This is a genomic window from Mycobacterium sp. SMC-21 (assembly GCF_045310825.1).
Classification (GTDB): Bacteria; Actinomycetota; Actinomycetes; order Mycobacteriales; family Mycobacteriaceae; genus Mycobacterium.
The window spans coordinates 1-21,523 of record NZ_JBJIAO010000041.1 but is presented as its reverse complement, the minus strand read 5'-3'; the positions used below and the strand labels follow the sequence as shown (position 1 = coordinate 21,523).

Annotated in this window: 19 protein-coding genes; 12 read left to right on the top strand and 7 right to left on the bottom strand. The window is 65.4% G+C overall.

From position 1 onward, the window contains the following. Window positions 1–2 precede the first annotated feature (2 nt). A complete protein-coding gene (locus tag ACJH6H_RS25490; protein ID WP_212813750.1) occupies window positions 3–1,565 on the bottom strand; it encodes a class I adenylate-forming enzyme family protein in 1,563 nt (520 codons plus the stop codon). Continuing rightward, a complete protein-coding gene (locus ACJH6H_RS25485; RefSeq protein WP_212813748.1) occupies window positions 1,562–2,707 on the bottom strand; it encodes a saccharopine dehydrogenase family protein in 1,146 nt (381 codons plus the stop codon). Before ACJH6H_RS25485 ends, ACJH6H_RS25490 begins: the two co-directional genes overlap by 4 nt. 256 nt (window positions 2,708–2,963) lie before the next feature. On the opposite strand from ACJH6H_RS25485, the gene ACJH6H_RS25480 reads away from it, so the two are divergent. From ACJH6H_RS25480 to ACJH6H_RS25455, 6 genes are all read left to right on the top strand, one after another. Beyond that, entirely contained in the window at window positions 2,964–3,650 is a 687-nt protein-coding gene (locus ACJH6H_RS25480; RefSeq protein ID WP_212813746.1) for a TetR/AcrR family transcriptional regulator, read from the top strand. A gap of 408 nt (window positions 3,651–4,058) precedes the next feature. Then, a complete protein-coding gene (locus tag ACJH6H_RS25475; RefSeq protein WP_212814737.1) occupies window positions 4,059–5,333 on the top strand; it encodes an MFS transporter in 1,275 nt (424 codons plus the stop codon). Between the two features lie 217 nt (window positions 5,334–5,550). Continuing rightward, window positions 5,551–6,255: a transporter gene (locus tag ACJH6H_RS25470; protein ID WP_212813744.1), complete on the top strand. Its 705-nt coding sequence runs from the start codon at window positions 5,551–5,553 to the stop codon at window positions 6,253–6,255. Between the two features lie 101 nt (window positions 6,256–6,356). Then, the gene (locus tag ACJH6H_RS25465) at window positions 6,357–6,923 is read left to right on the top strand and encodes an MspA family porin (RefSeq protein ID WP_234880711.1); all 567 of its coding nucleotides are present in this window, start codon (window positions 6,357–6,359) and stop codon (window positions 6,921–6,923) included. Between the two features lie 210 nt (window positions 6,924–7,133). Beyond that, window positions 7,134–7,514: a hypothetical protein gene (locus tag ACJH6H_RS25460; RefSeq protein ID WP_212813742.1), complete on the top strand. Its 381-nt coding sequence runs from the start codon at window positions 7,134–7,136 to the stop codon at window positions 7,512–7,514. A 475-nt stretch (window positions 7,515–7,989) separates the two neighbouring features. After that, window positions 7,990–9,378: a flavin monoamine oxidase family protein gene (locus tag ACJH6H_RS25455; RefSeq protein ID WP_212814736.1), complete on the top strand. Its 1,389-nt coding sequence runs from the start codon at window positions 7,990–7,992 to the stop codon at window positions 9,376–9,378. A 105-nt stretch (window positions 9,379–9,483) separates the two neighbouring features. On the opposite strand, the gene ACJH6H_RS25450 is transcribed toward ACJH6H_RS25455, so the two are convergent. Continuing rightward, entirely contained in the window at window positions 9,484–10,275 is a 792-nt protein-coding gene (locus ACJH6H_RS25450; RefSeq protein ID WP_212813740.1) for an SGNH/GDSL hydrolase family protein, read from the bottom strand. A gap of 246 nt (window positions 10,276–10,521) precedes the next feature. Here ACJH6H_RS25450 and ACJH6H_RS25445 point away from each other — a divergent pair, with 246 nt between their 5' ends. The 6 genes from ACJH6H_RS25445 (at window position 10,522) to ACJH6H_RS25420 (ending at window position 16,992) form a co-directional block, all read left to right on the top strand. Further along, a complete protein-coding gene (locus tag ACJH6H_RS25445; RefSeq protein WP_212813737.1) occupies window positions 10,522–12,093 on the top strand; it encodes an NAD(P)/FAD-dependent oxidoreductase in 1,572 nt (523 codons plus the stop codon). Then, the gene (locus ACJH6H_RS25440) at window positions 12,090–13,154 is read left to right on the top strand and encodes an alpha/beta hydrolase (RefSeq protein WP_406776070.1); all 1,065 of its coding nucleotides are present in this window, start codon (window positions 12,090–12,092) and stop codon (window positions 13,152–13,154) included. The genes ACJH6H_RS25445 and ACJH6H_RS25440 overlap by 4 nt, the downstream gene beginning before the upstream one ends. A 126-nt stretch (window positions 13,155–13,280) precedes the next feature. Continuing rightward, the gene (locus ACJH6H_RS25435; protein ID WP_406776069.1) at window positions 13,281–14,633 is read left to right on the top strand and encodes a CitMHS family transporter; all 1,353 of its coding nucleotides are present in this window, start codon (window positions 13,281–13,283) and stop codon (window positions 14,631–14,633) included. A 50-nt stretch (window positions 14,634–14,683) separates the two neighbouring features. Further along, window positions 14,684–16,084, top strand: a complete 1,401-nt coding sequence (locus ACJH6H_RS25430; protein WP_244602420.1) for a hypothetical protein — start codon at window positions 14,684–14,686, stop codon at window positions 16,082–16,084. Further along, window positions 15,978–16,328, top strand: a complete 351-nt coding sequence (locus tag ACJH6H_RS25425) for a sensor histidine kinase (protein ID WP_234789576.1) — start codon at window positions 15,978–15,980, stop codon at window positions 16,326–16,328. The genes ACJH6H_RS25430 and ACJH6H_RS25425 overlap by 107 nt, the downstream gene beginning before the upstream one ends. Further along, entirely contained in the window at window positions 16,318–16,992 is a 675-nt protein-coding gene (locus ACJH6H_RS25420) for a response regulator (protein WP_064858005.1), read from the top strand. Before ACJH6H_RS25425 ends, ACJH6H_RS25420 begins: the two co-directional genes overlap by 11 nt. Here the strand turns inward: ACJH6H_RS25420 and ACJH6H_RS25415 are convergent. The 4 genes from ACJH6H_RS25415 to nrdH all read right to left on the bottom strand — a co-directional run bounded on the left by ACJH6H_RS25415 (window position 16,931) and on the right by nrdH (window position 21,053). Next, window positions 16,931–18,112, bottom strand: a complete 1,182-nt coding sequence (locus ACJH6H_RS25415) for a threonine synthase (protein WP_406776068.1) — start codon at window positions 18,110–18,112, stop codon at window positions 16,931–16,933. The two genes, ACJH6H_RS25420 and ACJH6H_RS25415, sit on opposite strands and share 62 nt — an antisense overlap. A gap of 90 nt (window positions 18,113–18,202) precedes the next feature. Further along, window positions 18,203–20,371 (bottom strand): class 1b ribonucleoside-diphosphate reductase subunit alpha, encoded by a 2,169-nt coding sequence (gene nrdE, locus ACJH6H_RS25410; RefSeq protein ID WP_082762311.1) that lies wholly within the window; start codon window positions 20,369–20,371, stop codon window positions 18,203–18,205. Then, window positions 20,338–20,781, bottom strand: a complete 444-nt coding sequence (gene nrdI / locus ACJH6H_RS25405; RefSeq protein WP_061000407.1) for a class Ib ribonucleoside-diphosphate reductase assembly flavoprotein NrdI — start codon at window positions 20,779–20,781, stop codon at window positions 20,338–20,340. The genes nrdE and nrdI overlap by 34 nt, the downstream gene beginning before the upstream one ends. Window positions 20,782–20,813: 32 nt before the next feature. Next, window positions 20,814–21,053: a glutaredoxin-like protein NrdH gene (gene nrdH / locus ACJH6H_RS25400; RefSeq protein ID WP_020104016.1), complete on the bottom strand. Its 240-nt coding sequence runs from the start codon at window positions 21,051–21,053 to the stop codon at window positions 20,814–20,816. Window positions 21,054–21,523: the final 470 nt, after the last annotated feature.

Here is a 21,523-nt window from a genome sequence, read left to right as displayed (position 1 = left end):
GTTCATTTCGCTGACTCCTGTTCGTGCTCAATTGATTTCGGTTGAAGTGCTGCTTCGAAGTCCGCACGCAGGGCCTTGCGATCGAACTTGCCGGAGGCGTTGAGGGGAAGCGCGTCGTACACGACCCAACGGTCGGGAATCGCATAGTCGGGCAGGCAAGTGCGCAGAAACCCGACGAGTTCCTGCTCATCGAACGCCGCGCCGGCGCGCGTCTCGATGGCGACCGCGACACGCTGCTGGAGAATGTCGTCGGCGTACCCGAAAGCGCATGCGGCCGCGACGGTTTCGTGGCGAGCGATGTGGGACTCGACGAATGTCGGCATGATCTTCTCGCCGCCGCGGTTGATGACGTCGTCTGCCCGGCCGTGCAGCCACAGCAGGCCGTCGCCGTCGATCCGGCCGACATCGCCAGTGCGCAGCCACTGCCCGGTCATCTTCTCCGCCGTCAGCCGCGGCTCGTCCCAGTAACCGAGCATGCGCGTCGGCCCACTCAGCCACACTTCGCCCAACCCGCCGGGCGCCACGTCATCGCCCGACTCGTCGACGATGCGTAATTGGACGCCGGGCAACGGCAGTCCCACGGACTCGGCTTTCGTCGCCGCCAGATCGCTGGGCAGGAACGTGCACACCGACGTGAACTCGCTCAGCCCGTACGCGTGCACCAGCTTGAGATGCGGCCACCGCTGCTGCAGCTCCTGCACCCAGGCCTCGGGCATGGCGCTGCCGCCGTACATGATTGCGCGGACGCCGCTGAAGATCGCGTCGGCCTCGTCGTGCAGCATCAGCATTCTCAGCATGCTCGGCACCGCTGCGAGGAACGTGACCGGGTGCGCCATCAGTTCTGTTGCCGCGTCGCCGGTCCGATAGCGCCGCAGGAGACTGATCGTCCCTCCGGATGCGACCATGTGCGCCAATTGATCCGCGAAGCCCGTGTTGTGAAAGATGGGTACGACGATCAAGGTGCTGTCGTCCGGTCCCGTTTCGAAGTAATCCGAGAACGCGTATGCCAGCTCGGCCATCGCGGCGCTGCTGATGACCGCACCCTTGGGAATCCCGGTGGTACCTGAGGTGAAGCTGATGAGGGCGGGGATCTCGCCCCCATCTGAATGGTCGCTTGCGGCAACCGATTCGAGACTGCTGCGGCTTGTCTCGCGCAGAAGCTCCGACAGCTCCAGGTACTGTGCACCGGTCCGGGTGGCGAGATCGGTTCCCCCGAGGCCGGCATCGTGAAGCACCAACTTGGCATCGACCTTCGCGATCTGCGCGACGACCTGACTCTGCGCGAGACGGGTATTCATCGGGACGACGATCACGTGCGCGCGCTGACATCCGAGAAACGCGACAACCCATTCCAGGCAGTTTTCGCCGAGCAGCACAACGCGATCACCCATGCGCACACCGCGATCGAGGAGTAGGACGCCGAAGCGCGTCATCGCGTCATCGAGTTCCGACCACGTCAGAGTCGTTTCCCCGCAACGTAGTGCGATGGCATTCGGCCGCGTGTCGGCCCAGTGCGCAACGGCGCCCGACAGGCTGGTGTGTCCGGTCTGCGGTGAGCGGATCATCGGCGTACTTCGGTCAGAGTCTGGATACCCGGCCCGAACCCGCCCAGCGATCGTCCGATGCGCTCGAACTCTCTGAGCGCGAACTGCCACGGGAGGACCTCCGGTCCCCACGCCCCCGGCGGCGGGCATTCGCGCAGCGCGGCGAGTGCGGCAACAGCGGCGCCGAGGCCGGTACCACGGGACATCGGCGCGTCGTCGACGAGTGCGAGCGCCCCCTGGACCCGAGCGCCGTCGAGAACTTGAATCAGCAACGCCGTCAACGCTTTACCGGCCTTCGGCGCGGAAGCGGCCTGGTGGCGGGCCCACATCAGCTTCCAGAGGAACTCGGCCGGCTCGACATCGTGACCGGCGATGTCCACCAGGACGTCATTGTGACCGAATCCGATGCGACCCAACGTCGAAAACGCCGCGTTGGCCCAGTCGGGCCGCAGCGATCCCTTACAACTCGCGTTGCGCAACTGCGGGAAGAATCTGCTGAGGGTTCGCGGTTCCGGGTGCGCCGTGTCGAAGGCATCGATGACACCGAGTGGCTCGGGAAAGGTGAAGGTACCCGCGGTTTCCGGAACAAAGCCGGGCGACTGCACCCACTGTCCGTCCCGCCACACCGGGCACGGCGTCACCGCCATGTGGAGCATGTGGCGCAGCGGAGCCAGTCCGCCGGGGTCGCGCTCGTGTGTTGCCCACACCACCTGGACGCCGTCGCTGTCGGGAAATTCGTCGAGCAGGCGGGCAGCGCACCAGTTGGACACCCCGGGCGACCAGCCGGCACCGCTGATGAGCGCGACGCCGGCGCGCTGGGCCTCGGCGTCCAGGGCCAGGACGGTTTCGGTCGCCTCGAGGTCGTCACCGATATCGATATAGGTCGTGCCTGACCGCAGCGCGGCCTGGGCGAGGCCGTCGGATCCGGCGAAGAACGGTCCGGAAAGGTTGAGCACCACGTCGACACCTTTGAGGTCCACCGACTCCGCGGTGACGTCGACGACGCGCCCCCGGACGCGCGCCGGATCCAGCGACTCGGCACGCTGGACAGCTTCGGGCGCCCGATCCATCGCCAGGAACTGCGCATCCGGGAGTTGCTCGAGAAGGATCCGCAGCGCGGCGCTCCCCATCTGCCCCAGTCCGGCAATACCCACTGACACCATGTCGAACCTCTTCCAATATCGCAGGTTCACCATCAGTACCTGCACGAACGAACATTCGTTAAGCTAGCGTTGGCCGTGGCTTCCGTCAATAGGTGACGCAGAGTCAATTGCCGACAGCCCGGCCACGACACCCCGACAACCGCAGCTGCAGGCGAAGATCCGCTCGGCACACAGACCGGCGACACCGGGCACACCGTTGAGCCGGGTACGCACTCGAGCGCCGTAACCTTGGACTCAGCTGCCAACAGGAGGAAAGATGACCGCCGCACGAGGAACCTCGGCTCGGCCCGCCTCGAGCGCTTCGGAACTCGACCGCTCAGCCGACATTGCCAACCTCGGCCGGGTCTTCGATCTGGATGTCATGCGCGAACGCATCCTGGCAGCGGCCATCACCAACGTCGCCGATCACGGATTCGGTGCGTTCACAGTCCGGGAAGTCGCGGCCGTCGCCGGCATCAAAGCACCCGGACTCTACAGCCACTTTCCGTCGAAGGAGGCAATCCTCACCGAGGCGGTCTCCCGGGTGCTGGCCGACTTCCTGGAAAACTCAACGCATGTCGACGGTGTCGATCCCGAAGCAGACCTGCGCGAGACGGTACGACAGCACGTGCTTTACCAAATGCACAACATGCACATCGCCCGCGTGGCGGATCTCGTTCTCTACACCGCCTCCGCCGGCCAGTTCTTGTCGACCGGCGACTACGACAGATTGCTGGCCCTGCAGAGCGCCCACCTGAATCTGGTGCGCGATCGCGTGACAGCCTTCGCGCCCGACGTGTCGGAAACCAAGGTCACCGTCGCCTCCATGGCGATCATCGCGATGTGCGATCGTGTCGCGAACTGGTTCCCGGCAGACGGTGCGCGCGACCCCGAAGAACTGGCCGACCTGCATTGGCAGCTGGTACGCGCCATGCTCGTCGGGCTCGGACCGAACCACTCCTAACAGCGGCGGGTCACCGTCTCGCCACCCGGTCTGCTACCCGGGGCGGTCCCCATCCACTGCGCCGTCCGAGCATCGGGCCGCCAGCCAGCCATCTCTGCGTGGCGAATCATCACTGCACGCCTAAATCTCAAGGGCGCGAATGCTATTCGTGAATGATTCGGAGAGCCGCGGACGACGAAACCAACCAACCGTTGACACGACTTTCGCGCGGCAGTAACCTACGTCACTCATACGAACGAATATTCGTTCGGTCACACCTCCCGTAGTCCGCCGACGTAGTCGGGCGCAATCCGGATTTGATCAACAAAAGGACAGCAGATGAGTCTGCCCGAGTTGGCGGCCACGCGTGCCGCTGCCGCAGGTGCCGTCGCGTGGGTCTTGATTCGACGTAATACCAAACAGCGCAATATGTTTCATGCTCATGCCGCATGGCCCACGGGTGTCCCGGAAGAACGGGTGAGCCGCAACGGCATCCAGGACACGCGCGAAAGCTCCCGCGTCGAGGCGCACGTGAAGAGCCGGTGGTCGGTCTTCGCCGCGTACGGGCTCCTGGCCGCCGCCACGCAGGCACTCGTGGTGAACTACGCGCCCGTGACCGGCGACGCGGCCCGGCATTTCGGCGTGTCAATCGCCGCAATCGGTTGGCTGTCACAGGTTTTCCCGCTGATCTACGTGCTGCTCGCCATACCCGCAGGCCTGGCACTCGATCGGTTCTTCCGCCCGGCCCTCATCGCAGGCGCGGTACTCACCGCGGCCGGCGCGTTCCTGCGGCTGGTCGCCGGTGACTTCACCTGGACGCTGATCGGACAAATGGTCGCAGCGGTGGGTCAGCCCTTCGTCCTCAACGCGATCCCCGGCCTCGCCGTCAGCTACCTCGCCGTAAAGGACCGCGCCACCGGCATCGCCGCCGCGTCCTCCGCCACGTTCGGTGGGATGGTCGTGGGATATCTGCTCGGCGCGTGCCTCCCGGGCGAAAACCACATCCACACCTTGACCGTCATCACTGCACTGCTCGCCCTGGACGCCGGGCTGTGTCTCCTGGCGGCGCTTCGCTTCGCACAGCCACTGGGCGGTCCAGAGTCCATTCGCACGACTGGAGGACTTCGGGCCTTCCGCACCGCATTCGGCAACCGCTATCTGCGGCGCTTGTGCGCGGTCGTCGCCATCCCGATGGGCACGTTCATCGCACTCGCCACCTTCGTACAGCCACTGCTCGAGCCCTCGGGTGTCTCAGAATCGACCGCCGGCCTCGTTTTGGCCGTCACCATGATTGCCGGGGTCATCGGCTGCGCCGTCGTACCGGTGTGGGCCGACCGGCACCGCCGGGAAGTCCAGATCATGGGCGTCGGAATCGGTTTCACCGCGGTGGCGTGCCTACACCTGGCGCTGGCACCCAGTACGACGATGGCCTTCCTCACCCTGATCGGGGTGGGCTTCGTGCTACTGCCGGCGCTGCCCATCGTGCTCGCCTTGAGTGAGCGCCACGCTCCCGATGCCGAGAGCACCGCGGCGGGACTCATCTGGATGGCCGGCAATCTGGGCGGCGTCGTCATCGCCACCGCCGTCGGATTGCTCGTCACGCATCCCGCGACCGCTTTCCTCACTCTGGCCGCGGCGACCCTCATCGCGATGCCGGCACTTCGCTGGTTCGACCGACTACAGCGCCACGAAACTGCCCCCTGAGCTCTTGGGCGGCCACTAACCAGAGTGGGCCACACAGCGGGAATTCAGATATGTGCACCATGCACCGCTCCCGCCCCAAAAGAGGTGAGCACCGTCGTTGTGACCCAGCTCACCAGACCGCGACAGTAGTGCACCACCTGACGAGCAACGGCGGGAAACCCCTCCCGCCACTTGGCGGCGTCCCGCCATCAACCGCACTTCGAGAGGAATCACCACCATGACGGACCTTGTGTTCCTGGCAGCCGCGGTATGGCTGGCGGCCGTCGGCTACTACATCGGATGGAAGTTCATCCGCGACTACGGCAACTACCTTCTCGGCCTGGAATCCTTGATCGTTGGAATTTCTGCCACCAACTTCCTCGTCGGGTCGCTGCTCGGCGCCGCGGAGGGCGGGATCGCCTTCGACGTCTCCTTCTTCCTCGACGCGTTCTCCCGGTCGGTCGGTTTCACGCTGATCCTCGTCATGGGCCTGATGGCGGTCACCCATCGGTACAAGCCGACAGTCGCTGTCGAGGTCGGCGTCTTCGGACTGGCCGCCGTCGCCGCGATGTTCCTGAAGAAGTTCCACGACGAGACACTCCACGTCGGACCGGCAACGTTCTACCTGGTGGCCAATCTGCTGACGACAGCATTCCTGGCTTACTTCGCCAAGAAGGTCTGGGACGCCGGCGCCCGAAAGATCGCAGTCGCAACAGGTTTGGTCACTGCTGCCGCGACGGCCATCGCGATCACCTATGACTTCTGCCCGCTCCCCTTCGACGACCACAACCGCACGTTCTTCTACACCGCTGCGCTGGCGACGTGGGGCGCCCAGGGGGTCATCTACCTTCGCGCCTACCGCGCGCTGTATGCCCACAACGTCGCCGCGGACGCGGGCACAACCTCGAGTTATCGAAAAGACCTCCGGCACAGCCTCGGATGAAGACGACACACCAAAATGAAAGGAAAACAATGAGATTGAAGGTTGCACCCTCTCCCGTCCTTGCCGCTGCGGCAGTGGCTGCGTCGGTGGCGAGCCTGTGCATGGCACCGGCAGTACATGCCGCGCCGGTCGACATGGCTCCGCAGGTCTACGACAAGGTGTCCCCGGACGGCTGGCATCTGAATCTGCAGATCAAGAACGAGGTCGTGAACTCTGTTCCCAATCTCGCGGCGGCGGCCAACTCGCGTGAAGCATTTGTCACTGCCACCGCGACCGCAACGGCGACCGGTGGTGGAAATCCGATCCAGGACAGCCTCTTCATCCTCGGCTATCAATTGGGTTGCCAATCGGACGTTTCGGCAGGTTTGGTCATGGGCGGCACCGGCGGCGTTGCCGGTTCAGCGGGCGTACCGTCCGGCGTCGGCGGCACCATCGGCGCTGCGGGCTTCCTGGAAACCATTGTCCAGCCTGGCGTCATCGTCGATCTGCCGATGACCAACATGGCGCTGAGCCCGGGCAACACCGCGTCTCTGGGCGTTGACAATCTGCACATCAAAGCCGATGCCTGTGGCGGCGACGTCAACATCCGCTCATACGCATACTTGCGCATTTCGACTGCGGCCAGCCACTTCTCGTACGCCATCTACGGCGACCCGATCAAGATCTGACGTCCCACGAGAAAGGAGAGCTCTGTGTCACAACTCCGAGTCGGTCGATTCGTCGCGGGCAGTGCGATGATTTTCACGATGGGTTCAGTCTGCAGCGCTGTCGCGAGCGCGGACCCGATTCTGCCGTTTCTCCCGGGAACGCCTACCGCCCCCTATCCCGGGGCATATACCTACGAATTCGGCACGGGCGCATACACCTATCCCCCGCACATGACCGACACCCGCGGGGTGCGAACCAGCGGGCCCACCGCGGATCCCACGCAGACCAGCGTGAGTCTGCCTAATAGCAAGCCCGGTCCGTCAGCGCCCAATCAGTCGTTCATCCTGAACTACACCAACATGCGCTACGGAGTGCAGGGTGGCATCGTGCCACCCGACAGCACCTCGGCCCTCCTACAGTCCGACACCGGCACGCTACCGGGCATGGTCTCCAATGCGGGGCCGTGGCCGCAGCCCCTGTTGGAAAGTCCCACCGGGACACCACCGAAGACGGGGGTGCCCACCGGCGAGGCGACAAATGCGGCCCCGCCGAGCTACCCGCAACTTGAGCCGCCCGCCCAGCCCGCGCCCACTCAGCAGTCTGCGCAATAACGATGGCCACCGTACTCAACTCGGTCTCGATCCGGACCGCGGCAGTTCTTCTCGTCATCGGCTTGTTTACCGCGGACTGCGGCAACGAAGACCAACGGGCGCCCAGCTCGACGGCGCCCACGAGCACCTCCCCCGTCCAACCCACAGAGAAAGGCCTGTTACCGCCGGAGGCTCCGCCCTTCACCTCACCACCTCCACCGACCGACCCCAACAGAGCCGTCACATCGCCCTCTCGCCGATGATCAGGGGTGCACGGTGCACCCCTGCACGACGGAAGTCGGTGGCCGTTGTCGTGGCCACGTCGAATCATCGCTGGCGACACTGAACCTGTCAGTAGCGAGATGCGGAGATTGCCAGGGTGATCCGCTGCGGGCGGCAGTTCATCATTGCGCAGGTGCTGACCGACACTGCCGCCCGCTGCATCTCGCGTCATTCAACCGCGAGTGCGATGGAGGAAACCGTGAAAGAGCAGACCTTGTCGAAATCACCTGAGGGCGACGCCGAAGTCGCATCGGTCGACGTCGTGATTGTCGGTGCGGGCTTCGCCGGCCTGAGCGCCGCGGATCGGCTCTCCAGTCAGGGTGTATCAGTTCTCGTCGTAGAAGGCCGTGACCGGGTCGGTGGCCGTTCGTACTCAGGGGAAGTGGCCGGTGTCAAGGTCGACCTGGGTGCAACCTGGGTTGCCCAGCGCCACAACGCAATCCGTGACCTGATGGAGCGCTTGGGATGTTCGCTGACCCCTCAGTTCGATGAAGGGCTCAACGTTCTCTGGATGGCCGGGGAACGCCAGACCTACACCGGCACCCTGCCGACGACCGGACCGGTGGACGCCGAGGACCTGGGCCGCATCCTGATGGAGCTGACCACATTGCTGGACACCATCGACGTCAACGCCGCCTGGAAATCCCCCGACGCCGGTCAGCTCGACGCGATCTCGTTCGGCGAATGGTTGGACCGGCAGCAGGCCGCGACCAGCACACGTGCCCTGATGTTCATCGTCACCAGGGTGCAGTGGGGCTGCAGCCCGCTCGACGTGTCACTGCTGCATGTGTTGCGCTACATCCAGGCCGTGGGCGGGCTCGATCACATGCTCGCCGTCGAAGGCGGACAGCAGGAGTTCCGCGTCACCGAAACCACGCAGGAGATCGCCAAGCGGCTCGCGGCGCAGATCGGCGACCGAATTGTGCTGAACACCCAGGTCCGCGAGATCTCCCAAGACGACAACGGCGTCACGGTCTTTACCGACTCGGGAGAGATCAGCGCCAAGTACGCCATCGTCACCGCGGCCCCTGAGCATCGGGCGTACATCGAGTACCACCCCGCCCTGCCCGCCAAGACCGAGGGGCTCACGACGAGCTTCCCGATGGGTGCCCTGAGCAAGGCATTCGTCGCCTACGACAAGCCCTTCTGGCGGTCCGAGGGGCTTTCGGGTGAGGCATTGACCGATACCGCGCCGGTGTTCATCACCTTCGACGTGTCCCCCGGCGATGGCGGGCCGGGCATCCTGATGGTCTTCTGCACCGCTCGGGTGTACGACGGCTTCGGTCCGGACGTTCGGCGGAAACTGGTGCTCGACCAGTTGGTCGAACTGTACGGCGAGCAGGCCGGCAGCCCCATCGACTACATCGATCACTGTTGGGGCACAGAACCTTTCGCCCCGGGTGGCCCGCATCCGGCCGCGCCGCCTTTTGCATCGGTGAACTACGGCGAGGCCCTCACCACGCCGCACGGGCGCATCCACTGGGCGGGCACGGAAACCGCGGGCGAGTGGGCCGGGACCATGAACGGCGCCATCCTGACCGGTCTGCACACCGCCGAGCAGATCGCCCAACGACTGGGCCGCCCCGCAGAAGTCTCGGCATAACCGTCGGGCGCCCCTCGGGTACGAGCAGACGGGCCAAGCACCGTCGGCCCTACTCACCCCCCGAGGGGCGCCGATGCCAATCGGCCTTGGGGCGGCCTCGCGGCGTCATCTCGAAGGCTCACCAATTATGCGCAGTAGTTCGGTGGCAACGGCTTTCATCCCGTCTGCGGTCGGGTGAAACGAACTCGCGATGCGATGAACAGGCTGCAGGGGCTGGATCCACGGGGAAGGGCTACCGAGCTCGTGCCCGCGGCCGAACCGGGATGCCTGCGCGAGATCGGTTCCGGTTTGTTCTGCGACGTCGGTGAATACGCGCGACAGCTGATCGTGAATTGCCGCGAGAGCGTCGACGACAGCTTTGTCGAACGGAACATCCATGAAAGGCACGGTCATGTCACCGACCATCGGGAGATAGTCGACGAGAATGACACGTGCTTCCGGTGCGCGCGAACGTGTTTCGGTCACGATGCGGGCCAGTCCCGCGGCGGCCTTGTTCTGCTGCTCCACGGTCGCCGTGGGAACGTCGGCGGGAATCCACCGCTGCAGGAGTCCGCGCGTGTAGCGATTCAGCGTGAAATGGACGCCCAGCTTGACCGCAGAACCCAGGTACTCCAGATCGTTGCCGGCGGCCGTTATCAGTACCAGGTCGGCGTCAACGGGCAGCGAGAGAATCTGCGGCGCGAACTTCACGAGTCCGACGCGCTGCGGCGTATCCAGGACGGTTGACGTCGTCGCGCCCGAAACCGTCAGATCGGTGAGTTCGGCGCCGAGGGCACGCGCCAATACGTGCGCGTAGTTGTTGCCCGAACGCATCGCAGCGCGGTTGACGACCGGTTGGATGCCTGGGCCGGCGGCATAGGAGCTGCCGAGTGCAGCGATCCTGCGGTACGTGGTCATGGCGGTGCACCTCTATCTGTCCGGACGCGCATGCGATGGTACGGCCCGTCCCACCAACCCGGGGTCGGTTGGCCGATGCCGGCACCGCAGTCGGTTCAGCCGAGGACACACCTAATTCTGCGCGGTGCGAATCACACCGCTACCGGATACAGGTTGTTGCATTTCGGTGTGGTGCGCACCACGTCGGCCCCGGCAGTCTGAGGCACATCGCAAGGCGCCAGTGCCGGCGCAGGAAGGAAACGACAGATGAGCATCCCAGTACCCAACCCGGAGTACTACGACGTCGTCATCATCGGCGGCGGCATCTCGGGAATCGGCGCGGCGGCGTATCTAACCAAAGAGTTCCCGGCGAAGAAGATCGCACTGCTCGAGGGGCGCGCCGCCATCGGCGGGACGTGGGATCTGTTCCGGTACCCCGGCATTCGGTCCGACTCGGACCTGCACACCTTCGCATACGAGTTCAAGAGCTGGCGCGATGAGAAGGCGATCGCGGACGCACCGCTGATCCTGGACTACCTCAAGGAGACCGTCGAGGAGTACGGCCTCGACAAGATCATCAGGTACCGCCACCACGTCGTGGCCGCCGCATGGTCGAGCGACGACGCGGAATGGGTCCTGACTGTCGAGGTGACCGATGCCACCGGTGCGGTGCACAACGAGGTGATCAAGGCGGGGTGGGTCTACGCCGGCACGGGCTACTACCGGTACGACGAGGGGTACACCCCGGAGTTCGAGGGTCGCGACGACTTCGAGGGCGACATCATCCACCCACAGTTCTGGCCCGAGGACTACGACCACTCCGGCAAGAAGGTCGTCGTAATCGGCAGCGGCGCAACCGCAATCACGCTCATCCCGTCGCTCCTCAAGGGCGAGGGCGCTGCCGACCACGCCACCATGCTGCAGCGCACGCCGACGTACATCATGTCGCTGCCACGAGTCGACACGCTGAGCCTCAAGCTCACCCGGCTCCTCGGCGAGCGGCGCGGCTACCTCGCGACCCGATGGAAGAACGTGTTGCTCGACTGGGTGGTCGTCGAACTGATGACCACGTTCCCGAAGACCGCACGGCGCGTCATCCGCCACCTGAACAAGAAGCAACTGCCGGCGGGATTCGACGTGGACCGGCACTTCAACCCGCCGTATGACCCGTGGGACCAGCGCCTGTGCCTCGCGCCCGACGGCGACTTCTTCGCCTCGATCCGCGACGGCAGCGCGTCGGTGGTGACCGACCGGATCCGCCGCTTCACCAAGACCGGCATCGAACTCGAGTCCGGTGAGCACCTGCCGGCCGACCTCATCGTCACGGCGACCGGGCTGAACCTGCGGCTGTTCGGCGGCATCGACCTGACCGTCGACGGCCGACCGGTCGAGCTTTCCGACGCGGTGGTGTACCGCGGTGCCCTGCTGTCCGGTATCCCGAACTGGATGATGGCGATCGGCTACACCAAATCGTCCTGGACACTGAAGATTTCGCTGCTCGGCAAGAGCCTCATCGAGCTGCTCCGGTACATGGACACCCATGGGTACGACACCGTCGCGCCGTATGCGGCAGAGGGCGTCGGCACGCGGTCGATCCTCGACTTGGACGCCGGGTACATGCAACGCGCCAAGCGTGCGCTACCGCGCCAGGGCGACGGAATGCCCTGGCAGATGCGGAACGTGTTCCTGGAAGACCGGAAGATGTACCGGGGATCGATCATCGACGACAATCTGCGCTTCAACTCGCGGCTGGAACGTGAACTCGCCGTCGGCGGCACGCAAAACGAGGATCGCCGGGCCGAGATCAACCGGGCAGCGTCCGGACGAGTCGCGTCATGACGGCGACCCTTGCCGGACCCACGACGCCGGACCGCCGACTGACCGCGGCCGAGCTGATGCAGCGGAGCCTGTTCACGGCTCTGGGCCGGGCTCCGCAGGCCGTCCTCCGCCGGCTCGTCCCGCCGACCGTCAACGCCGACGGCGACGTGATGGCGCCGGAGATCGCACTGCTGATGCGCTTCGCCGCCGAGGAGCCTGATTTCAGTGACGGCACCGTGGCCGAGGCGCGCGCCATCATGGCGAACGACTGCCGGGTCTTCGCGGACAAATCCGAGAACGTGACGGTGGACGTGGACCCCGATATCGTTCTCCCCAGCGGTATTCGGGCCAGCCTGTATCGCCCGAAGGTGCGCTCCAACGGGCTCGTGCTGTTCCTGCACGGCGGCGGTTTCGTCCTCGGCAGTCGCCAGGATTACGACTCCCCCGCCCGCCTCATCGCGGCCGGCGCCGGCGTCAATGTCCTGTCGGTCGAGTATCGGCTCGCTCCGGAGGCGCCGTTTCCGGCGGCCGTCGACGATGCCTGGGACGCATGGCATTTCGCCGTCGCCCGCGGCACCGACTGGGGCATCGATCCGGCGCGGATCGTCCTGCTTGGTGACAGCGCCGGCGCGAATCTCTGTGCGGTGCTGTCGAACCAACTCCAGGGCGACGCATTGCTGCCCCGGATGCAAGTGCTGATGTATCCGGTCGTCGATGCCGTGGGCAGTTACCGTTCGCGTGCGGAGTTCGCCGACAACCCCGCGCTGACCGCCAAGCAGATCGCGTGGCTGTCCGAGCTGTACGTCCCCGATGCCGATGACGGCTCCGACCCACGGGTCTCACCGATTCTGGCGGAGGACCTCTCCGGGGTGCCGCCGACGCTCGTCACCGTCGCCGGTTTCGACACCTTGCGGGACGAGGGCATCGCATACGCCCAGCGGCTCAAGGACTTCGGCGTCCCGACCCGCCTGCTACGAGAAAGCGGCCTGGTGCACGGGTACATCTCCATGACCCAGATCAGCCCAGCAGCCCGCGATGCGGTGAGCCGCGTCGCCGCCGCGATCCGACACGCTCTGCGCTAGTCACCCGGCAACACAACACCGAGCGAAACGCGCAAAAGCCCGACTAATACGTACAAGCTCGCGTTGTGATGCCGGTTACAGCGACCCTTCTGAGATTGCTCCAGTCACCCCCTCAGGAGATAGCTGATGTTGGTAGCCCTCGGCCTCACCATGGTCGCCGCATTCATGGTCGTCATCATGACCAAGCGCGCCACGCCCATCGTGGCGTTGATCGCCGTCCCCGTGGTCTTCGGCCTGCTGGCCGGGGCGGGCAGCGGGATCGGAAAGATGATCACCGACGGCATCAAGGACCTGGCGCCCACCGCCGCGATGCTGTTCTTCGCGATCGTGTTCTTCGGAATCATGATCGATGTCGGGCTTTTCGATCCGGTCATCCGCACCGTGATCCGCATGGTGGATCACGATCCGGCGCGGCTGGTGGTCGGCACCGCGGTGCTCGCGGCGGTTGTCTCCCTCGACGGTGACGGTTCGACGACGTTCATCGTCACCGTCTCGGCGCTGCTACCCCTGTATCTGAAGCTGGGTGTCAGCCCGGTGGTGCTCACCGTGGTCGCCGGGTTGGCGAACGGCACCATGAACATCCTGCCGTGGGGCGGCCCGACGGCGCGCGCGGCGGCCGCACTGAAGATCTCGCCGTCCGAGGTGTTCGTCCCGATGATCCCGTCGCTGATCGCCGGAATGTTCATCGTGCTGGCGTTCGCGTGGCACCTGGGAGTGCTGGAGCGCAAACGGATCGGCTCGATCGTGGTTCGCGAGCGGGTCCTGGCCGGTGTCGGAGGCGGGCCGGAACCGTCGGGCCTCGGCGGCGGTGACGCATTCGAAGGTGCCGCCGACAACTCGGGCGCGATCTCCGGTGAGGTCGCCCGACCAAAACTGCTGTGGTTCAACGCATTTGTCACCATCACGCTGCTGGCGGTGCTCACCATGGACATCCTGCCCATCCCGGTGCTCTTCATGATCGCCGCTGCAGTAGCCCTCATGGTGAACTTCCCCCAGGTGGCCGAGCAGCAAGCCGCGATTACTCGGCACTCGTCATCGATCGTGTCGGTGGTGGGCATGGTGCTCGCTGCCGCGGTGCTGACCGGAGTGTTCAAGGGCACCGGCATGGTGGAGGCGGTGGCCACCTGGGTCACCGGCATCATCCCCGAGTCGATGGGCCCGCACCTCGGCGTGATCGCCGGCATTCTGTCCATCCCGTTCACGTTCCTGATGTCCAACGACGCCTTCTACTTCGGCGTCCTGCCGGTGCTCTCGGAGACCGCGGGCCACTACGGGATCAGCGCGGCCGAGATGGCGCGGGCCTCGATCACCGGACAGCCGTTCCACATGCAGAGCCCGCTGGTCCCGGCGATCCTGCTGCTGGTCGCGCTGGCCGGCGTCGGCCTCGCCGATCATCACAAGAAGGTGTTGTGGCGCGCGGCGGTGGTCTCGCTGACCATACTGGTGGTGGGCGTCGTCCTCGGCCAGATACCGCTCTGACGCGCCGATCCGCGGCCGATCCGTCGTCGACGGCGATAGCCTCGACCATCATGCCGAGGATCCGATTACGCACGCAGATCCTGATCCTGCAGATGGTGATCGTGACCGCCAGCCTGGCCGCCGGTTTCGGCATCATCATCCACCGCACCGACACCCAGACCCGAACCGAATTCGCGCGCCGCGCCCAGGCCATCGCAGAGACGGTGGCCTCGGATCAGGAGGTCCAGGCCGGCGCGGCCGCCCAATCGGCGGCGCGCCGGGCCGGCCACCCGGCCTCCGCCGCGGAGCTGGCCGCCGCCCCGCTGCAGCGGCAGGCCGCGGCCATCACCGCCCGCACCGGGGTGTTGTTCGTCGTGATCGCCGACAACGCCGGCTATCGCATCGCACATCCCGACGCGACGCAGCTGGACCGGCCGCTGAGCACCGATCCGTCCGCCGTCCGCGGTGGCAAGTCCGAACTGACGGTGCAGCAGGGCACCCTCGGCGATTCGGTCCGCGCGAAGGCACCGATCCGCGGTCCGGACGGCACCGTCGTCGGCCTGGTCAGCGTCGGCGTGGCGATGGACACCGTCAATCAGGCCACCCACCGCACCCTGGTCCTCATGGTGACGTTGGTGGCGATTGCACTGACGGTGGGCGGCATTGGCTCGGCGCTGCTGACCCGGCGGTGGCGCCGCCTCACCCTGAGCCTGGAGCCCGAGGAGATGGCCGAGCTGATCCGCGAGCAGGACGCGGTATTGCATTCGGGCGCCGAGGGCGTCATCGCGATCGATGCGGACGGCATCGCCCGGGTGATCAACGAGCGGGCGCGGGAGTTGCTCGGCATCACCGCCGAACCAGGGACACCGCTCGGCGATCTGGGCCTGACTCCCCGCGTGGCCGCGGTCGCGGCGGAGCCGACGACGGTGCCGGTGGCCGCGGCCGTCAACGAACGCGTGGTGTTGGTGTCGTCCCGGCGGGTACACCGCGACGGCACCGATCTGGGCACGGTGCTGACGGCCGTGGACCGCACCGACATCGAGGCACTCACCCCGGGAACTGGACTCGGTGCAGGCAATGAGCTCGGCGTTGCGGGCACAGCGCCACGAGTCGGCGAACCGTCTGCACGTGGTGGCCGGCCTGCTCCGCGACGACCGGACCGCCGAGGCGCTGAGCTACCTGGACGAGATCACCGGGCGAGCCGGCGTCGCCCCCGTGCCGGGTCTGGAACGCCTCGACGAGCCGCATCTACGGGCATTCGTCGGGGCGAAGGCGGCCCGTGCACACGAGCGCGGCGTCGTGCTGCGAGTGGGCGACGAGACGGCGCTGGTCGGTACGCTCGCGCACCCGGTGGACACCACGACGGTGGTCGGGAATCTCCTCGACAACGCGATCGACGCGGCGGCCGAGAACTCAGCGCCGGACGCGCACGTCCCGGCAGTCGAGCTGGATCTGCTGCGCGACGGACATGATCTGGTGATCGTGGTGACCGATACCGGGCCGGGGTTCGCCGTCGACGACCCCTTCTTGGAGGGCGTGACCACGCGATCTGATCCGACGGTGCCGGGCGGGCGCGGTATGGGCCTGGCCATCGCACGGCAGGTGGCACGCGGACATGGTGGGGACGTCACCATCGCCGCACGCGGCGGCACGGACGGCGAGCCGACGACGGTGCTGGCGACGATTCCGGGAGGTGTTCTGGACGATGACGCGTGAGCTGCGAATCCTGGTGGTGGACGACGACTTTCGGGTCGCCGCGCTGCACGCCTCGGTGGTGGACTCGATGCTCGGATTGGTCACGGTCGGCTCGGCGCGAACCATCACGGAAGCCAGGACGATGTTGGCCGATGCCGACGCCGCGCAGGCACCGGTGGATCTGGCGCTGGTCGACGTCTACCTGCCGGACGGCTCCGGCATCGACCTGGTGCGCAACCTGCGCTGCGACGCATTCATTCTCGGTGCCGCCGACGATGCGGCGAGCATCCGGGCCGGGTTGGCCGCAGGCGCCCTGCACTACCTCATCAAGCCGTTCCCGAACACCGAGTTGGCGCGGCGCCTGGCTGCCTACACGGCGTATCGGCGGATTCTCGACGGCCCACACCTGACGCAGGAACAGGTGGACTCGGCGGTCTCGGCGCTGCGGTCCGAGCGGCCGGCAGCCAAGAAGGACGACGGCGCCCCGCTGACCGAGCGCCTGATCGTGGACGCGCTGCGCGAGGCAGGGGAACCGTTGTTGGCAGACGAGATAGCGCAACTGGTGGGCATCGCCCCGGCTACCGCGCGGCGCTACCTCGCGGATCTGGTGCGGGCCGGCACCCTCACGATGGGCCTGCAGTATGGCTCTGCAGGCCGCCCTCGCCAGCGTTATGCCCTGGCGTGAGAAGGTGATTGGCCTTCAGCCCGGATCCGGTGAGGACGGCGACGACGGTGTCCGCGGCACTGATCTCGCCAGCCGCATGCAGCCGGCGCAACGCGGGCACGACCTGGGCGCTGGTGGGTTCGACGAACAGCCCGGTCCTGGCAAGCTCGCCCACGGCGGGAACCAACTCGTCCTCCGGGACCGCGACGGCTGTCCCACCGGTGTCCCGGATCGCTTGCAGCACTTCGCGATCCCGCACGGGTTTGGCGATGGCCGTCCCCTCGGCGACGGTCGTCGACCACTCGTGTTCGGCGACCTCGTCCCACCCCTGTTCGATGGCCGTGACGAGCGGACAGCAATTCTGCGGCTGGCTGACGAGGATTCGCGGCATCAGCTCTATCGCGCCGGCTCGATGCAGTTCGCCGAATCCGATGGCGCAGCCGAGGACCAGACTGCCGGCACCGGCGGGCACAAGAACCGCTGTGGGGGCACGGAATCCGAGGTCTTCCCAAATCTCGTAGGCGATCAGTTTGATGCCTTGCAGGAAGTACGGATGCCAGTTGTGGCTGGCGTAGAACGTTGTGTCGGCTCGGCGCACCGCCTCGTCGGCCACGTCCTGTCGGGCGCCGGAGACCAATTCGATGTCGGCACCGTGCAGCCGGCTCTGCACGATCTTGTTCGGCGACGTAGCCGCCGGCACCAGGATGTGGGCTTCGATACCCGCTGCCGCGCAGTACGCCGCGACCGAGGATCCGCCGTTGCCGCTGGAGTCCTCGAGAACTCGGTCGATCCCCTGGTGGCGCAAGGCAGTCACCATCACCGCGACGCCACGATCCTTGAAACTGCCGGTGGGGTTCATCGACTCGACCTTCAGGCCGACGTCGACGCCGTCGAAGGTCCGGGTGATCAACGGCGTCCGCCCCTCGCCGAGGGTCACCGGATCGATGTGCGCCAAGGGATCATTTGGCAATGCCGAGCGGTAACGCCACTGGGAGTTGATCGCAGTGGCGATCTGCTCGCGGCCGATGCCCGGTAGCGGTTCGAAGGCCAGTGGGCTGCCGTCGTCACCGCGCCAGCGGGGTTGGTCAGCGGGATATCGCCGCCCGCTTCGGTCGACGAGACTCGGTCCGGGCACGCTCACCGCGACCCCTTCCATTCCCGAGACCACACGCAAATGTCCCCCAAAACCGTTGCTTTGGGGGACATTTGACGTCTGCTCGCGGTCAGAACACTACAACATGCAGCTGACGCAATTCTCCACCTCGGTGCCCTCCAGAGCCATCTGGCGCAGCCGGATGTAGTACAGCGTCTTGATGCCCTTGCGCCAGGCGTAGATCTGCGCCTTGTTGACGTCACGCGTGGTGGCCGTGTCCTTGAAGAACAGCGTCAGCGAAAGCCCTTGGTCCACATGCTGAGTCGCGGCGGCGTACGTGTCGATGATCTTCTCGTAGCCGATCTCGTACGCGTCCTGGTAGTACTCCAGGTTGTCGTTGGTGAGGTACGGCGCCGGGTAGTAAACGCGACCGATCTTGCCTTCCTTGCGGATCTCGATCTTCGAGGCGACCGGGTGGATCGAGCTGGTCGAGTGGTTGATGTACGAGATGGAGCCCGTCGGCGGAACGGCCTGCAGGTTCTGGTTGTAGATGCCGTGCGCCTGCACCGATTCCTTCAGCGAACGCCAATCATCCTGCGTCGGAATGTGAATGCCGGCATCGGCGAAGATCTGGCGCACCTTGTCGGTCTTCGGCGCCCACTCCTGGTCGGTGTACTTGTCGAAGAACTCACCCGAGGCATACTTCGACTTCTCGAACCCACCGAACTTCGTACCGCGTTCGATCGCAATGCGATTCGAGGCGCGCAGCGCGTGGAACAGCACCGTGTAGAAGTAGATGTTGGTGAAGTCGATGCCTTCTTCGGAGCCGTAGTGAATCTGCTCGCGGGCCAGGTAGCCGTGCAGGTTCATCTGCCCCAGGCCGATGGCGTGAGAATCGTTGTTGCCCTGCTCGATCGACGGGACCGACCAGATGTGGGTCTGGTCCGACACGGCGGTCAGGGCCCGGATCGACACCTCGATGGTCTGCGCGAAGTCCGGCGAGTCCATGGCCTTGGCGATGTTCAGCGAGCCCAGGTTGCACGAGATGTCCTTGCCGACCTTGGCGTAGGACAGGTCCTCGTTGAACAGCGACGGCGTCGACACCTGCAGGATTTCCGAGCACAGGTTCGAATGCGTGATCTTGCCGTCGATCGGGTTGGCCCGGTTCACCGTGTCCTCGAACATGATGTAGGGGTAGCCCGATTCGAACTGCAGCTCGGCGAGGGTCTGGAAGAACTCGCGCGCCTTGATCTTCGTCTTGCGGATGGCGCCGTTGTCGACCATCTCGTAGTACTTCTCGGTGACGTTGACGTCGGCGAACGGCAGTCCGTAGACCTTCTCGACGTCGTACGGCGAGAAGAGGTACATGTCCTCGTTCTTCTTCGCCAGCTCGAACGTGATGTCCGGGATGACGACGCCCAGCGAGAGGGTCTTGATCCGGATCTTCTCGTCGGCGTTCTCACGCTTGGTGTCGAGGAAGCGGTAGATGTCGGGGTGGTGCGCGTGCAGGTAGACCGCACCCGCGCCCTGGCGGGCACCGAGCTGGTTGGCGTAGGAGAACGAGTCCTCCAGCAGCTTCATGATCGGGATGACGCCCGAGGACTGGTTCTCGATGTTCTTGATCGGCGCGCCGTGCTCACGAATGTTGCTGAGCAGCAACGCAACTCCGCCGCCGCGCTTGGACAGCTGCAGCGCCGAGTTGATGGAGCGGCCGATGGACTCCATGTTGTCCTCGATGCGGAGCAGGAAGCACGACACGGGCTCGCCGCGCTGCTTCTTGCCCGAGTTGAGGAACGTCGGGGTGGCCGGCTGGAACCGGCCGTCGATGATCTCGTCGACCAGCTTCTCGGCCAGCTCGGTGTCACCGGCGGCCAGAGTGAGGGCGACCATCACGACGCGGTCCTCGAAGCGCTCGAGGTAGCGCTTGCCGTCGAACGTCTTCAGCGTGTAGCTGGTGTAGTACTTGAACGCGCCCAAGAACGTCGGGAAGCGGAACTTCTTGGCGAAGGCCCGGTCGAGCAGCTGCTTGACGAAGTTGCGGCTGTACTGGTCGAGCACCTCGCGCTCGTAGTACTCCTTCTCGATCAGGTAATCGAGCTTCTCGTCCTGCGAGTGGAAGAACACCGTGTTCTGGTTCACGTGCTGCAGGAAGTACTCCCGCGCCGCGAGCACATCCTTGTCGAACTGGATCTTGCCGTCCGCGTCGTACAGGTTGAGCATCGCGTTGAGAGCGTGGTAGTCGCTCTCACCGGGCAGCGCGTGCGTGGTGGCGGCTACCGGTTCTGCAGCTGTGACGGTTGGTGGCACGAGAGTTCCTTCCAGAAATCTTCCAGACCCTCACGAACGGCGATGACGTCGTCCGGGGTTCCCATGAGTTCGAGGCGGTAAAGGTACGGAACACCACACTTACGAGAGACCACATTGCCCGCGTACGCGAATTCAGCACCAAAGTTGTTGTTGCCCGCGGCAATAACGCCGCGGATCAACGACCGGTTGTGTTCGTTGTTGAGAAAGGCGATGACCTGCTTCGGCACGTAGCCACCGTCGTTGATGTCCGGGGTGGCACGTCCGCCGCCATAGGTCGGGAGCACCAACACATAGGGCTCGTCGACCTCGATGCGGCCGTGCAGGGGGATGCGAGTGGCCGGGATACCCAGCTTCTGGACGAAGCGGTGGGTGTTCTCCGACACGCTGGAGAAGTAGACGAGATTGCTCACTGTTTCCTTCTCCTCCCCCGGTTGGTTGTCTTCTAGGCGGTGACCGCCACGGTGCTGAGCGCCTTGATCCGGTCGGGACGGAAGCCTGACCAGTGCTCGCTGTCGGTCACGACGACCGGGGCCTGCAGGTAACCGAGCGCCAGCACGTACTCGCGAGCTTCGTCATCGATGCTGATGTCGACCTTCTCGTAAGCGATGCCCGCCTTGTCCAGCGCCTTGTAGGTGGCGTTGCACTGCACACATGCCGGCTTGGTGTACACGGTGACGGTCATCTCGGTACGACTCCTCTTCGAAAGGCCTGGAAGCTGAACTGAACATGGCTGGCAACTGACGGGGTAGCGCTTTCCGCTGATATCCCCATCCGGATCAGCGGCCCGGCAACCCCTGAAATTCCCGCATCTCCGGTCGTCCCGAGCCACTGCTGTCAGCACGTCCGGGAATCCCCGTCCGACCGACTTTGCGGCCCCGGCCGACCCTCAAATTGTGGGGGCCTGTCGGTCCGTCAAACACTACACCTAGTGGGCGACAAACCGAACAGATACAAGATGTTCTGAACAACATTCGTGAAATTCCCAGGTCGTAAGGCCGAATCCGAGACACTCTCTCGGCGTGTCGCACATCACACCCGGGGGCGTGTCGCGCTCCGACTACCGGTTTATCACCAGCCACCGACATTGATTGTGTTCAACCCGTTCGGGCGAGGATGACCTTGCTCGTTCGCCGCTGGTGATGACCCTCCCAC

Coding starts and splice junctions, on each gene's coding strand:
- ACJH6H_RS25420 (WP_064858005.1), top strand. CDS start 16,318: ATGACGCGTGAGCTGCGAATCCTGGTGGTGGACGACGACTTTCGGGTC.
- ACJH6H_RS25485 (WP_212813748.1), bottom strand. CDS start 2,707: ATGGTGTCAGTGGGTATTGCCGGACTGGGGCAGATGGGGAGCGCCGCG.
- ACJH6H_RS25465 (WP_234880711.1), top strand. CDS start 6,357: ATGGCACCGGCAGTACATGCCGCGCCGGTCGACATGGCTCCGCAGGTC.
- ACJH6H_RS25450 (WP_212813740.1), bottom strand. CDS start 10,275: ATGACCACGTACCGCAGGATCGCTGCACTCGGCAGCTCCTATGCCGCC.
- ACJH6H_RS25445 (WP_212813737.1), top strand. CDS start 10,522: ATGAGCATCCCAGTACCCAACCCGGAGTACTACGACGTCGTCATCATC.
- ACJH6H_RS25475 (WP_212814737.1), top strand. CDS start 4,059: ATGTTTCATGCTCATGCCGCATGGCCCACGGGTGTCCCGGAAGAACGG.
- ACJH6H_RS25480 (WP_212813746.1), top strand. CDS start 2,964: ATGACCGCCGCACGAGGAACCTCGGCTCGGCCCGCCTCGAGCGCTTCG.
- nrdH (WP_020104016.1), bottom strand. CDS start 21,053: ATGACCGTCACCGTGTACACCAAGCCGGCATGTGTGCAGTGCAACGCC.
- ACJH6H_RS25440 (WP_406776070.1), top strand. CDS start 12,090: ATGACGGCGACCCTTGCCGGACCCACGACGCCGGACCGCCGACTGACC.
- ACJH6H_RS25435 (WP_406776069.1), top strand. CDS start 13,281: ATGTTGGTAGCCCTCGGCCTCACCATGGTCGCCGCATTCATGGTCGTC.
- ACJH6H_RS25470 (WP_212813744.1), top strand. CDS start 5,551: ATGACGGACCTTGTGTTCCTGGCAGCCGCGGTATGGCTGGCGGCCGTC.
- ACJH6H_RS25490 (WP_212813750.1), bottom strand. CDS start 1,565: ATGATCCGCTCACCGCAGACCGGACACACCAGCCTGTCGGGCGCCGTT.
- ACJH6H_RS25460 (WP_212813742.1), top strand. CDS start 7,134: ATGACCGACACCCGCGGGGTGCGAACCAGCGGGCCCACCGCGGATCCC.
- ACJH6H_RS25430 (WP_244602420.1), top strand. CDS start 14,684: ATGCCGAGGATCCGATTACGCACGCAGATCCTGATCCTGCAGATGGTG.